This is a genomic window from Mesorhizobium sp. W067 (genome assembly GCF_054719525.1).
Map to the genome: position 1 here is coordinate 3,196,116 of NZ_JBTTII010000001.1, position 13,377 is coordinate 3,209,492.

The following is a 13,377-nucleotide window of genomic DNA, read 5'->3' on the forward strand; positions in this document are numbered from 1 at the left end:
CCCTCGCTCCGCGAGACAGGCGAAATGGCTGGCGATCCTGCCGTCAAAGGTTTTAGCGGCCGTTGATGAATTTAGTCTTGCCGGGGGATAGGCGTCGATTGCAGAGCCCGCAACGCAGAGTGAAACCGTCATGCACGCGCTCCAAAAAGCCGATCTCCACGAGTCCTTGACCCTGGCTCATCCGACAATGCTTGCACTTGCCGGGTCGATGCGACATGAGAGGCGCCGCAGCTGTTTGCGGTTGCGCCGACCCCTCTGGAGATATCTGGCCATGGCCTTTCTTGCCGACGCCCTTGCCCGCGTAAAGCCTTCCGCCACCATCGCGGTGACGCAGAAAGCCCGCGAGCTGAAAAATGCCGGCCGCGACATTATCGGCCTCGGCGCCGGCGAACCGGATTTCGACACGCCCGACAACATCAAGAATGCGGCGATCGAGGCGATCCGCCGCGGCGAGACCAAATACCCGCCGGTTTCGGGCATCGCGCCGCTGCGCGAGGCGATCGCGAAAAAATTCAAGCGCGAGAACAATCTCGACTACAAGCCCGAGCAGACCATTGTCGGCACCGGCGGCAAGCAGATCCTGTTCAACGCCTTCATGGCGACGCTGAACCCAGGCGACGAGGTCATCATCCCCCGCCCCTATTGGGTCAGCTATCCCGAAATGGTGGCGATCTGCGGCGGCACCTCGGTGTTCGCCGATACTTCGATCGAAAATGGTTTCAAGCTCACTCCCGCCGTGCTGGAAAAGGCGATCACGCCGAAGACCAAATGGCTGTTGATGAACTCGCCGTCGAACCCGTCCGGCGCCGCATACACGGAAGCCGAGCTGCGCGCGCTGGCCGACGTGCTCTTGAAGCATCCGCATGTCTGGACACTGACCGACGACATGTACGAGCACCTGACCTATGGCGACTTCGTCTTCAGGACAATCGCCGAGGTCGAGCCGAAACTCTACGAGCGCACGCTGACCATGAACGGCGTCTCGAAAGCCTACGCCATGACCGGCTGGCGCATCGGCTATGCCGCGGGTCCCGTCCAGCTGATCAAGGCGATGGACATGATCCAGGGCCAGCAGACCTCGGGCGCCTGCACCGTCGCGCAATGGGCCTCGGTCGAGGCGCTCAACGGCCCGCAGGATTTCGTCGCCAGGAACAAGGCGATCTTTCAGGGCCGTCGCGACCTCGTCGTGTCGATGCTCAACCAGGCGCGCGGCATAACCTGCCCGTCGCCGGAAGGCGCTTTCTACGTCTATCCGTCCTGTGCCCAGCTGATCGGCAAGAGGACCAAGGCCGGCAAGGTCATCGACACAGACGAGACCTTCTGCTCGGAACTGCTCGAGGCCGAGGGTGTCGCGGTGGTGTTCGGCTCTGCCTTCGGCCTCGGCCCCAACTTCCGCATCTCCTACGCCACGTCGGAGACGCTGCTGGAGGAAGCCTGCACGCGCATCCAGCGGTTCACGGCATCGCTGACCTGAACTGGCGGCACCGAGACATGAAACCCGGCTTCGAGCCGGGTTTTTGTCAGGAGCAGACCTCAGCCGCCACACTGCTCGCTGGTGACCGCTTCCATCCAATCGGCATGGACGCCGTCCAGCGCTTCCTGCATGGCGATGTGGGTCATTGTCGTCTTTGGACCCGCGCCGTGCCAGTGCTTCTCGCCGGGCTCGAACGAGATCACGTCGCCCGCCTTGATCTGCTGGATCGGCCCGCCCCATGTCTGCGCAAGGCCGGCCCCCGCAGTGACATAAAGCGTCTGGCCGAGCGGATGCGTGTGCCAGTGGGTACGCGCACCGGGGTCGAAGCTGACCAACGTGGCTCTGAGCCGGGCCGGCGCTTCCTTCTCGATGATGGGCGTCTGCAGCACGCGGCCGGTGAAATACTGGTCCGGCGCGATGATGGTCGGCACGCTGCCGCAGGCAATGATCTTCATCTCTGGTGATCCCTAAGTTTGGCAGAACCTACCCTGCCCCGGTGCCGGCTACCACCCCAGCCGGGGCCAGAACAGGCCGGCACGTACGCGATAGTCCGCGTAGGCTCCGGCCAGCGGCGTGCGCGAAAATTTCTTCTCTTCGTCCAGCGCCGCAAACACATAGAGGATAGCGAGTCCGGCGACCGGCACCACCGCCCAGATCGACCAGGTCGCGATCCCCCACCCGATCCAGAAGACGATGTAGGACGTATAGAAGGGGTGGCGGACATGGCCGTAGGGGCCGTCGGTCAGCAGGCTGTGTGGATCGTCGGGTGCGAAGGCGAAGCGCAATCGCGCCTTGCGCGACGTAACAATCGCCCACCAGAACAGGGCAGAGCTCGCCAGTTCGACGGCAAGTCCGGTGAGCTTTGCCGAACCCGGCTGCGATTGGATCCAAAGGATGGCGAGAAAGAACAGCGCCGTGGCGATGACCGCCGCCGAAATCACCATGGCGCCTGGAGACATCGCCTGCGATTGGAAATGCGCCCGCATCGACCAGACATATTGGCCAAGCGTCGCGATGCTGCAGATCGAGACAAGAAGATCGAGGACTGGTTCCATTGTCGGGATTCCGCGGGTTGCGATGGAGCCGGCGGTCACGCCGATGGTGGATTTCTAGAAATCGATTCTTAACCACATGTTTAAAGAACATATAGAGCCAGCGATGCGATGTTGGCGGTCAGGCAAATCTCAAGGTCTAATCCAGCATGAGCATCACTCACCGCACCATCCGCACGCCGCAGGCCGACTTGCGCCTCAGCCAGTCGTCTGGGTCCGGCATGCCCATCGTCATGATCCATGGCTCGGGCAGTTCGCGCGCCGTGTTTGCCCGTCAGTTCGACAGCCCGCTTGCCGATGCCCATCGGCTGATCGCCTTCGACCTTCCCGGCCATGGCGAGTCCTCCGATGCCCGCGACCCCGCGACCGCCTATACGATTACCGGCCTTGCCCAGACCTCAGCCCGGCTTCTCGACGCTTTGGGCATCGGCCACGCCATCATCTTCGGCTGGTCGCTCGGCGGCCATGTGGCGGTCGAACTGGCCAGCTTTCACCATGCGGTCAGCGGCCTGGTGCTGACCGGAGCGCCGCCGGTGTCGCGGGGGCCGCTTGGCATGCTGCGCGGCTTTCACGCCAACTGGGACATGCTGCTCGCCTCCAAGAAGGTCTACTCCGAACGCGACATCGAGCGTTTTGAGGCTCTGTGCTACGGCGACACCGCCAGTCCGTCTTTCCGCGAAGCCATCAGGCGCACCGACGGCCGGCTTCGCGCCGGCGTGGCGCGCTCCATGTTTGCGGGCAAGGGCGCCGACCAGAAACAGGTGGTCGAGCACGCTCCGTTCCCCGTTGCGGTGATCAATGGCGAGCATGATCCGCTGGTGCGGCTGAGCTATTTCGAGACCGTCGCCTACAGCTCGCTGTGGGAACAGTGCCATGTCATACCAGGCGCCGGCCATGCGCCCTTCTGGGAACGTCCGGACCTGTTCAACCCGTTGCTGTCGCGCTACGCCGAGATGGTGGTGAAGCAGAGTGCAGCCGCCACGCCCACGCGCCGCACCCAGGCAAGCTGAAATCGCCGGACGGTTCTGATCCCGGGGTCTTGCCTCGGCCGCCTGACGGCGCACCGGATTCCTATTTTCCTTGCCCTGCCGGCTAACCCGTGGGACGATGGGCTTGGGCAGGTGGCTAAGAGAAACAACCCCGCCCCGCGACGGTCGAACAGGCCGGCCGCCGCTCACGACAGGGTGCGATCGGCGCAAAACCGTTTCCACTTTTGCTGATCGCACTCCAAGGGCCAAGCCTGAGTGGAGGTCAGCCATGGGTACTCGCGCCGGAGGACGACGCACGGGACCGAAATGCATTGCCATAGTCGGTCCCTTTGCAAGCGGTAAGACGACACTTCTCGAAGCCATCCTCGCCCGTACGGGCGCCATCCCCCGCCAAAATCCCGTTTCATCGGGAAGCACCGTTTCCGATCATTCGCCCGAGGCGCGGGCGCACGCCATGAGCGTCGAGGCGACCTTTGCCACCACCGAATTCATGGGCGAGCAGATCACCTTCGTCGACTGTCCCGGATCGATCGAATTCTCCTTCGAGGCCGAGCCGGTGCTGGCAGCCTGCGATCTCGCGGTGGTCGTCGCCGAGGCCGACGAGAAGAAGATCCCAGCCTTGCAGCTCATCATGCGCAAGCTCGACGATCTCGGCGTGCCGCGCATCCTGTTCCTCAACAAGGTCGACAAGGCAATTGCCGGCGTACGCGATACGCTGAAGATGCTGCAGCCGACGAGCGCGGCGCCGCTGTTGCTGCGCCAGATCCCGCTGCGCAAGGACAATGTGGTGATCGGTTCGATCGACCTGGCGCTGGAGCGCGCCTACATCTACCGCGAATATGCCGAAAGCCAGGTTGCCGAAATTCCAACTGACGACAATGCGCGCGAACTGGAGGCTCGCTTCTCCATGCTGGAGACGCTTGCCGACCATGACGACCAGTTGATGGAGCAGTTGCTGGAGGAGATCGAGCCGCCCAAGGACGCGGTCTTCGACGATCTGTCCGCCGACCTGCGCGCCGGCGCCATAACGCCGGTGCTGATCGGCACCGCCGAAAAAGGCAACGGCGTGCTGCGCCTTTTGAAGGCGATCCGCCATGATGCACCGGATGTCGAGGCGACGCGCAAACGGCTCGGCGTCCCCGACGGCAATCACACCGTGGTCCAGGTGATGAAGACCATCCACACCGCGCACGGCGGCAAGCTGTCCGTGTCGCGCGTACTCTCTGGCCAGATCGCCGATGCAGCCGAACTCTATTTGTCGAATGGCGAGACGGCGAAGGTCTCCGGCATCTACAAGATGCTCGGCAAGGACCAGTCCAAGCTCACCGCTGCCAAGGCCGGCGACACGGTGGCGTTGGGCAAGCTGGACGAGGTCAAGACCGGCCAGACGTTGAGCTCCACGAAGGGCGGTATCAAGCCGCTGGTCACGCTGACGCCGCCGCAGCCGGTCTTTGCCTTTGCCCTGCGGCCGAAGGAGCGCAAGGACGAGGTCAAAATGTCGGCGGCCATCCAGCGCCTGGCCGAGGAAGATCCCTCGCTCACCTTGCGCCACAACCAGGACTCGGCCGAGACCGTGCTGTCCGGCCATGGCGAGATGCATCTGCGGGTCGTGCGCGAGCGGCTGGAAGGCAAGAATCAGATTCCGGTCGAAGGCCATGCGCCTGCCGTCCCCTATCGCGAGACGATCCGAAAGACGGTGCAGCAGCGCGGCCGCCACAAGAAGCAGTCCGGCGGCCATGGCCAGTTCGGCGATGTGGTGATCGAGATCAAGCCGCTGCCGCGCGGCTCCGGCTTTCAGTTCTCGGACACCATCACCGGCGGCGTCGTGCCCAAGACCTACATCCAGTCGGTCGAAACCGGCGTGCGCGATTATCTGAAATCCGGCCCGCTCGGCTTCCCTGTCGTCGATGTCGCCGTCAACCTCTCCGACGGCTCCTACCACGCCGTCGATTCCTCCGACATGGCTTTCCAGATGGCGGCCAAGCTGGCCATGAAGGAAGGCATGGCGGCCTGCTCGCCGGTGCTACTCGAGCCGGTCATGAAGGTCGAGATCGTCACGCCGTCCGAAGCCACTTCGAAGATCATCGCGCTGATCCCGCAACGGCGCGGGCAGATCCTTGGCTACGACGCGCGGCCTGACTGGCCGGGATGGGATGTCGTGGAGGCGACCATGCCGCAGGCCGAGATCGGCGACCTGATCATCGAACTGCGCTCGGCGACCTCCGGCGTCGCCAGCTATCGTTGCGCCTTCGATCACATGGCCGAGCTGACCGGACGGTTGGCCGACGAGGCGATGAACGCCAACGGCAAGGCTGCCTGACAGGCCGAAGGATGATCCGCACAAAAAACGGCGCCCGGGTGACCCGGACGCCGCTCTTATTGCGGACCGTCTTCTTGGGAGGAAAACGGCAGGTCCGCCGCACGTATCCGCCGCGCCATACGGCACTGACAGACGAATAGGTTCGGACGCGGTAGCTGCCTGAGCCCGGATCTTCCGAGTGATGCCCCCATCTCCCGGTCGAACCACACCGCGTCCTATGATCTGCTTAAACGATGAATCGCGCCTGCGGCATGTTACCTGAGGTTACATGTCACTGTTACGCGGCGATTTTGCTCGATTTTTCGCTGGCTACGGCAGGCCCGGAAACAAAAAAGCCGGATCAATGAAGATCCGGCTGAGTTTGATTGGAAGTGCCTGTTAAGGCTAACCTCCAGAGGGGAACACTCGAGGGCGCTAATGGGAGGAGAACGCGCCCAGGAGATGATCTATATATGTGCTGTTCATGCCCAAGAAACAAGCATCTATTTTGCAACACACGCATGCAAAAAGGTACAGGCTGTGGACTAACCCATGTCTAGGGGCCATAAGACCACGAAAAGTTGCCAAATGAATGGCGCGACCGTGCTGTTGCCTTCGCAGAACCGCAAGTCGGGCTGATTCTCGCGCTCGCGGGCAAAAAGCCGAATGACGTTGAATCGGGCAACAGGCGTTTATTTTTGCGGCAGCGGGATGGGAAGGGTCGGCCGGAAGAAGGGAGACCTGACATGCGGACACCCCAGGCGATCGCCGGCAGCGCGGTCTTCTTCATCGCCGCACCTTGTGTCGTCGCCGGGCTGGTGCCCTGGCTGCTCACGGACCGCTACCGTCTGCCGCTGTCGACGGTGCCCGGCTTCGTGCCGGCCGGCTCCATCCTGATTGTCGCGGCCATCGCCCTGCTCGTCCATTCCTTTGCCCGCTTCGCGCTCGAAGGCCTGGGCACGCCGGCGCCTGTAGCACCCACCGAGAGACTGGTGATCGGCGGCGTCTACCGCCATGTCCGCAACCCGATGTACGTCGCCGTGCTGTCGATCATCCTCGGCCAGGCGTCGCTGTTTTCAAGCTGGAGCGTCGCTGCCTATGCCGCCATCGGCGCGATCGTCATGGGCTCTTTCGTCAGGTTCTATGAGGAGCCGACTCTCGCCCGCCGCTACGGTGGCGAATACGAGACCTACCGCCGCAATGTTCCCGGCTGGCTGCCACGGCTGACGCCTTGGCGGGGGTGACCAGCACCTCCCAAGGGCATGTTTAAAATGACCAGCTGCGCGCTTTGGCGATGATGAAGTCGCGGAAGACGTGCAGCTTGGCCTGGTTCTTCATTGCATCGGGATAGGCGAAATAGGTGTCGAAGGACGGCACCTCGGTCTCCGGCAAAAGCTGCACCAGATCCGATTCCTTGGAGATCACGTAGTCGGGCAGCATGGCGATGCCGGCGCCGCCCTGCACGGCGCGCTTGATCGACAAGATGTCGTTGATCTGCAGCGTCGGCACCCTTTGCCCACCGTCGAAATCGCCGATCGTTTCCAGCCAGTTCAGCTCCGACAGATGCGACGGCACCGGCACACCGAAAGTGACGATGCGATGGTTCTTCAGATCGGCGACCGAGGTCGGCTTGCCGTGCTTGCCGACATAGGACGGCGAGGCATAGAGGTGGAAATGCACGGTGAACAGGCGGCGCTGGATAAGGTCGGGCTGCTGCGGCTGGCGCAGCCGTATCGCGCAGTCGGCCTGGCGCATGGTGAGGTCGAGTTCCTCATTGGCCAGGATCAGCTGCAGGCTGATTTCCGGATAGAGCTCGATGAATTCCTGCACCCGCTCGGTCAGCCAGCCGGCGCCGAGCCCGACCGTGGTCGTTACCCTCAGCACGCCTGAGGGACGGTCCTTGGCCTCGGTCAGCTTCGACTTGATGGTCTCCAGCTTCATCAGCACGTCATGCGCCGTGCGGAACAGCATTTCGCCCTGCTCGGTCAGCACCAGGCCGCGGGCATGGCGATTGAACAGCGGCACCCCGACATCATGTTCAAGCGCGCTGACCTGGCGTGAAATCGCCGATTGCGACAGGTGCAAAGTCTCGGCGGCATGGGTAAACGACCCAGCCTCCGCCGCTGCGTGAAACACGCGAAGCTTGTCCCAGTCCAACGCCATTGAGTTCCCCTCGTTCTGTTTTTGGCGTCTGAATGAAAAATCAGGCTTTTGAACGGCTTGCGACGCCGTCTTGATAGATTTTATTCCGCCGCTTCGCGGTGCACCTCGATGCCGGCCAGGTATTTTTCCGCCTCGAGCGCGGCCATGCAGCCGAGCCCGGCGGCGGTCACCGCCTGACGGTAGATATCGTCGGTCACGTCACCGGCGGCGAACACGCCGGGAACGTCCGTGCGGGTCGAATTCGGCGCCGTCCACAGATAGCCGTTCGGCTTCTGCTTCAGCTTGCCGACAAACAATTCCACCGCCGGCGCATGGCCGATCGCCACGAACACGCCGTCCACCTGGAGATGGCTGACCTCGCCGGTCACCGCATTTCTGAGCTTCAGCCCTTCGACCGAAGGCGGCAGCGGCGTCTTGCCGGGCCGGCCGGTGATCTCGTCGACGATCGTGTCCCAGATGACTCGGACATTGTCCTTTTTCAACAGCCGCTCACGCAGGATGCGCTCGGCGCGGAAATCGTTGCGCCGGTGGATGACGGTCACGCTCTTCGCCAGATTGGAGAGATAGAGCGCCTCCTCCACCGCCGAATTGCCGCCGCCGATGACAGCGACATCCTTGCCGCGATAGAAAAAACCATCGCAGGTGGCGCAGGCCGACACGCCGAAGCCCATGAAGGTCTGTTCGGTGGGGATGCCCAGCCATTTCGCCTGCGCGCCGGTGGCAATGATCAGCGCGTCGGCCGTGTAGGTGGTGCCGGAATCGCCCGTGGCGCGGAACGGCCGCACATTGAGGTCAACCTCGGTGATGATGTCGTTGATGATATCGGTGCCGACATGCTCGGCCTGCTTCAGCATCTGCTCCATCAGCCACGGGCCCTGGATCGGATCGGCGAAGCCCGGATAGTTTTCGACATCGGTGGTGATCATCAGCTGCCCGCCCTGCTGCAAGCCTGCTACGAGCATCGGCTTGAGCATGGCGCGCGCGGCGTAGACTGCGGCGGTATAGCCGGCCGGGCCGGAACCGATGATAAGGACAGACGCGTGCTTGGTGGTCATCTAAAGCCTCTGCGGGGCAGACAATCGAGTGTGCCTTGGAAAACGACGTGAAATGTTGCTGGCAATGTAAGGGTTGCCAACCACACCAGCAAGACGATCAGGCCGTCGTCCCCGGAAAGCTTCGGGGCCTACAGGCTTATTCGCGCAATGGCCGCTTTCGTTACGGTTGCGAAATCGCCCGACCAAAGGGCTGGCATCGACACAAAAGTCGTTTAAGGACGAGAGCGCGAAAGATTCTTGCGCTAAGCCGAGACCGCCATGCCCCTGAAAGCCGACCTCGACGCCATCGACTGGAAGATTCTGCGCGAGCTTCAGGCCGACGGGCGCATGACCAATGTCGAACTGTCGAGCCGTGTCGGCATTTCCGCCCCGCCCTGCCTGCGCCGTGTCCGGCGGCTGGAGGAAACCGGCGTCATCAGAGGCTATCGCGCCTTGCTCAACGCGCCGGCGCTCGGCATGGATGTCGTCGCCTTCTGCCTGATCGGCCTGCATCACCAAGCCGACGCGGAGCTCAAAGCTTTCGCCGAGCGCACTCGCGGCTGGCCGATCGTGCGCGACGCCTGGATGGTCTCGGGCGAATCCGACTTCCTGCTGCATTGCGTGGCGAGCGATCTCGGCACGTTCCAGACCTTCGTCATTGAAGAACTGGCCTCGGCCCCCAATGTCGACACGGTGCGCACCGCGCTGACCATCCGCCGCGTCAAGGATGAGGGGCTGGTTGCGTTCAACGCCCCATGATCGTCCTAGATTCGGGCGAGCGACTCGATAGCCCCCAAAAGCCCTACCAGATCATCGGGGTTGCGCAGCGGCAGAACCTCGAAGCCCGGCTCATTACTTCCCTCGCCATCCACCAGCCAGCCGCGCGGCAGGCCGGCACGTTGTCCGGCCTGCATATCCGCGGCCTTGTCGCCGACTATCAGCGAGCGCTTGAGATCGAGGCCGAGGCGCTGCCGGGCCTGTAGCAGCATGCCCGGATTGGGCTTGCGCATTGGATGGTCGGCGACCGCCAGTGGCCCGCTGCCCGCCTCGTGGTAGGCGCAGGCCAGAACCATGTCGACGAAGGCATCGCCGGCGGCAAGCAGCTTGAGAACCCGGCCGTTGACTGCGGCAAATTCCTTCCAGCCGAAATAGCCGCGCGCGATGCCGGACTGGTTGGTGACGATGACCACCGGGATGTTGCCCCGGTTGGCCGCCGCGATGACCGGCACGATGCCGTCGCGCAGCACCATTTTGGCGGGATCGTCGGGATAACCCGTATCGACATTGATGGTGCCGTCGCGGTCGAAGAACAGCGCCGGCGTCCCAGCGAGAAAGGACTGCAAACCCACCCGCTCGACCCACAGGCCGGGTTCAGCCAGCGGGTATGGGCCGTAGGCCCCGGTGTCAGCCATTCGACAGACGGTCTTCCACCACCTCGCAGAGATAGTGGTAGAGGCAGAGATGTCCCTGCTGGATGATCGGCGTCGAGGTCGAGGGCACGTTGAGCAGGATGTCGGTGAGCGGCTTGAGTTTGCCGCCGCCGTCGCCGGTGAGGCTGACCACCGTCATGCCCATCATGCGCGCCTGTTCGGCGGCAGCCAGAATGCTCGGCGAATTGCCGCTGGTCGAGATCGCCAGAAGCACGCCGCCGGCCGCGCCATGCGCTTCGACCTGTCGCGAAAACACGGTGTCGAAGCCATAGTCATTGCCCCAGGCGGTCAGCATGCCCGCGTTGGCCGGCAGCGCAATCACATTGTAGGCCTTGCGCTCCTTAAGGAAGCGGCCGACCAGTTCGGTGGCAATGTGGATGGCGTCGCTGGCCGAGCCGCCATTGCCGCAGACCAGCAGCGCCTTGCCCGAGGAAAGCGCGGCGACGACCGCACTCACAGCACGTTCCATCTCGGCGGTCAGGTCACGCTCGACTGTCGCGGTGATCGCGGCCGCCGAGCGGACCAGATAGTCATTCAGTCCGGACATGAAATCCCTCAGTTGGTACCGCCGCCGGCGCGCAATTTGCCGATCGTGCCGGTGGTGCTCTTGCCGGCGACAAGGTCGACCAGGACGACGCGCCCGCCCGCCTTCTGCACCACATCGGCGCCCACAACGGTTTCGACCGTGTAGTCGGCGCCCTTGACCAGAATGTCGGGCAGAAGCGCCTCGATCAGCGCCAGCGGCGTATCCTCTTCGAACACCACGACCGCATCGACCGAGGCCAGGGCGGCGAGCACGCAGGCACGATCATGCTGATCGTTGACCGGGCGCCCGGCGCCTTTCAACCGACGCACCGAGGCATCGCTGTTGAGGCCGAGCACCAGCCGGTCGCACTGGCTGCGCGCCGCGTGGAGAAGACTGACATGGCCGGCATGCAATATATCGAAGCAGCCATTGGTGAAGCCGACGCTCAGGCCCTCGTCCTTCCACGCCGCCACCATGCGCGCGGCCGATGCGGCATCGAGGATGGCGTCCTTGTGGGCGGTGGGGCCGTGCGAGCGGAACAGCGCGCCGGTGAGTTCCTCCACGGTCAGCCGCGCGGTGCCGCGTTTGCCCACCACCACACCGCCGGCGGCATTGGCGATGGAGGCGGCCATGACGCGATCGGCGCCCGCGGCCAGAGCCAGCGCGAAGCTCGCGATTACCGTATCGCCGGCGCCCGAAACGTCGAACACTTCGCGCGCCTGGGTGGCGATGTGGCGCGCCTCATCCGCGCCGACGACGCTCATGCCCTTTTCGCTGCGGGTGGCGACGACGAAGTCGAAGCCATGTGCCGAAATCAGCTGGCGTGCCGCCGCGACGATCTCGTCGTCGGCGAAAACCGGGCGACCGACAGCTTCGCCAAGCTCCTTGCGGTTGGGCGTGATGGCGGTCGCGCCGGCATAGCGCGCATAGTCGCGGCCCTTGGGATCGACCAGCACCGGTTTTCCCGCCTCGCGGCAGATGGCGATCAGGTCGGCGGCGACGCCGTCGAGCAAGATGCCCTTGCCATAGTCGGACAGAATGACGATGTCGGCGCGCGTGAGTGCGGCGCAAAAATGCCGGACCAGGTCCGCCCGTCCCTTGTCGTCGAGCGGCTTGATCTCTTCCTCATCGAAGCGCAGCACCTGCTGATTGAGCGCGCTGAAGCGGCTCTTCGACGACGTCATGCGACCGCGCTCCTGCGCCATATCAGCCGTATCGGCGCCGAGTTCGCGCAGCATGCGCACCAGATTGTCGCCGGCCACATCGGTGCCGATCACCGATATGGGAATAGCGCTGGCACCCAGCGAGACGATGTTGGCGACAACGTTGCCTGCGCCGCCCATCGTCGAGGTCTCGCCGCGCCCGTGCAGCACCGGGATCGGCGCTTCCGGCGAGATGCGCTCGATGACGCCGTTGACGAAACGGTCGAGGATGAAGTCGCCGACCACCAGCACGGCAACGTCGCCAAAGCGGGCAATGGCGCGGTGCAAAGGTTCGGGCGAAGGCGGATTGTGCTTGATCATGTCACTGGCAATGCGAGGGAAAGGCCGACCTCAATCACGCTGAAAATTGTCAATTTACGGGCCGGATCGTTCATGGCGGAGCCGATATACCGCAAATCCGCGCAGCGCAACGTCAGGGCGGCCGTCAGCTCTTCTGCAACGCGACGTGGACGCCCAGTCCGACCAGCACCGCCCCGCCCGCCCGCTGCATGATGCGCTGCGCACGGCTGGAGCGCTTCAGCCGGGCGATCACCATGCCTGCCAGCAACACGCAGACAATATCTGCCGAAGAGAACATTAAATTGACGATGGTGCCCAGCACCACGAATTGCAGCCACACCGGGAACCCCGCCGAGGCATCGATGAACTGTGGCAGGAACGCCATGAAGAAGATCGCCGTCTTCGGATTGAGCACTTCGACGGTGATGCTCTCGAAAAATGCCCGGCGCGCCGATTTGCGCTCGATCGCCGGCAGCGCCGTGTCACCGCCCCCGCGCTTGCGGAACAAGGACACGCCAAGCCAGATCAGATAGAGCGCGCCAATGAGCTTGACCGCCATGTAGAGCGGCGGCACCGCATGGAAGAGCACCGACAGCCCGGCGGCAGCCGCAAAGACATGGAAATAACCGCCAAGATGGATGCCAAGTGCCGCCGTCAGCCCCGACCAGCGCCCGCGCGCCATGGTCTGCGCGGCGGCATAGAGCATCGCCGGTCCTGGAATATAGGCAAAGATCGCCGTGGTGGCGAAAAACGCAATGAGCAGTTCGGTCGACGGCATTTTTTGTCCCCTAGCTTGCGGGCCTCGAATAAAGCGGGCCGCTTCGCGGTCTCACTGTGGCGTCGTGGTGCTTCATCGACAGTACGCTTGGCCTCCCTTATAAGGACCGGAATCGCAAGCAACCAGAGGC

The 13,377-nt window shown here is 63.6% G+C and carries 13 protein-coding genes; 5 read left to right on the forward strand and 8 right to left on the reverse strand.

The genetic code is table 11. From position 1 onward, the window contains the following. Positions 1-271: 271 nt before the first annotated feature. A complete protein-coding gene (locus ACYG97_RS15560; RefSeq protein ID WP_023733313.1) occupies positions 272-1,474 on the forward strand; it encodes a pyridoxal phosphate-dependent aminotransferase in 1,203 nt (400 codons plus the stop codon). A gap of 59 nt (positions 1,475-1,533) precedes the next feature. Here ACYG97_RS15560 and ACYG97_RS15565 read toward each other — a convergent pair whose 3' ends face one another. Together ACYG97_RS15565 and ACYG97_RS15570 are read right to left on the reverse strand one after the other, a co-directional pair. Further along, positions 1,534-1,929, reverse strand: a complete 396-nt coding sequence (locus ACYG97_RS15565) for a (R)-mandelonitrile lyase (RefSeq protein ID WP_023733314.1) — start codon at positions 1,927-1,929, stop codon at positions 1,534-1,536. 48 nt (positions 1,930-1,977) lie between these two features. Then, positions 1,978-2,529, reverse strand: a complete 552-nt coding sequence (locus ACYG97_RS15570) for a methyltransferase family protein (protein ID WP_023733315.1) — start codon at positions 2,527-2,529, stop codon at positions 1,978-1,980. 146 nt (positions 2,530-2,675) lie between these two features. Between ACYG97_RS15570 and ACYG97_RS15575 the strand changes: the two genes are divergently transcribed. The 3 genes from ACYG97_RS15575 to ACYG97_RS15585 all read left to right on the forward strand — a co-directional run bounded on the left by ACYG97_RS15575 (position 2,676) and on the right by ACYG97_RS15585 (position 7,058). Next, entirely contained in the window at positions 2,676-3,536 is an 861-nt protein-coding gene (locus ACYG97_RS15575) for an alpha/beta fold hydrolase (RefSeq protein ID WP_023733316.1), read from the forward strand. A 247-nt stretch (positions 3,537-3,783) separates the two neighbouring features. Next, the gene (locus ACYG97_RS15580; RefSeq protein WP_460221595.1) at positions 3,784-5,835 is read left to right on the forward strand and encodes an elongation factor G; all 2,052 of its coding nucleotides are present in this window, start codon (positions 3,784-3,786) and stop codon (positions 5,833-5,835) included. Between the two features lie 725 nt (positions 5,836-6,560). After that, on the forward strand, positions 6,561-7,058 hold the full coding sequence (locus tag ACYG97_RS15585) for a methyltransferase family protein (protein WP_023733317.1): 498 nt from the start codon (positions 6,561-6,563) through the stop codon (positions 7,056-7,058). A gap of 22 nt (positions 7,059-7,080) precedes the next feature. Here ACYG97_RS15585 and ACYG97_RS15590 read toward each other — a convergent pair whose 3' ends face one another. Both ACYG97_RS15590 and trxB read right to left on the reverse strand, forming a co-directional pair. Next, positions 7,081-7,977: a LysR family transcriptional regulator gene (locus ACYG97_RS15590; protein ID WP_023671970.1), complete on the reverse strand. Its 897-nt coding sequence runs from the start codon at positions 7,975-7,977 to the stop codon at positions 7,081-7,083. A gap of 80 nt (positions 7,978-8,057) precedes the next feature. Beyond that, positions 8,058-9,032, reverse strand: coding sequence for a thioredoxin-disulfide reductase (trxB, locus tag ACYG97_RS15595; protein ID WP_023733318.1), 975 nt, complete (start codon positions 9,030-9,032; stop codon positions 8,058-8,060). Positions 9,033-9,290: 258 nt separating this feature from the next. Between trxB and ACYG97_RS15600 the strand changes: the two genes are divergently transcribed. Beyond that, positions 9,291-9,770 (forward strand): Lrp/AsnC family transcriptional regulator, encoded by a 480-nt coding sequence (locus ACYG97_RS15600; RefSeq protein WP_023733319.1) that lies wholly within the window; start codon positions 9,291-9,293, stop codon positions 9,768-9,770. Positions 9,771-9,775: 5 nt separating this feature from the next. On the opposite strand, the gene ACYG97_RS15605 is transcribed toward ACYG97_RS15600, so the two are convergent. The 4 genes from ACYG97_RS15605 to ACYG97_RS15620 form a co-directional block, all read right to left on the reverse strand. Then, on the reverse strand, positions 9,776-10,423 hold the full coding sequence (locus ACYG97_RS15605; RefSeq protein WP_023733320.1) for a D-glycero-alpha-D-manno-heptose-1,7-bisphosphate 7-phosphatase: 648 nt from the start codon (positions 10,421-10,423) through the stop codon (positions 9,776-9,778). Beyond that, positions 10,416-10,988 (reverse strand): D-sedoheptulose-7-phosphate isomerase, encoded by a 573-nt coding sequence (locus ACYG97_RS15610; protein ID WP_023701614.1) that lies wholly within the window; start codon positions 10,986-10,988, stop codon positions 10,416-10,418. The genes ACYG97_RS15605 and ACYG97_RS15610 overlap by 8 nt, the downstream gene beginning before the upstream one ends. An 8-nt stretch (positions 10,989-10,996) precedes the next feature. After that, positions 10,997-12,490, reverse strand: coding sequence for a D-glycero-beta-D-manno-heptose-7-phosphate kinase (rfaE1, locus tag ACYG97_RS15615; protein ID WP_023733321.1), 1,494 nt, complete (start codon positions 12,488-12,490; stop codon positions 10,997-10,999). 124 nt (positions 12,491-12,614) lie between these two features. Next, the gene (locus tag ACYG97_RS15620) at positions 12,615-13,247 is read right to left on the reverse strand and encodes a LysE family translocator (protein WP_023733322.1); all 633 of its coding nucleotides are present in this window, start codon (positions 13,245-13,247) and stop codon (positions 12,615-12,617) included. Positions 13,248-13,377 lie beyond the last annotated feature (130 nt).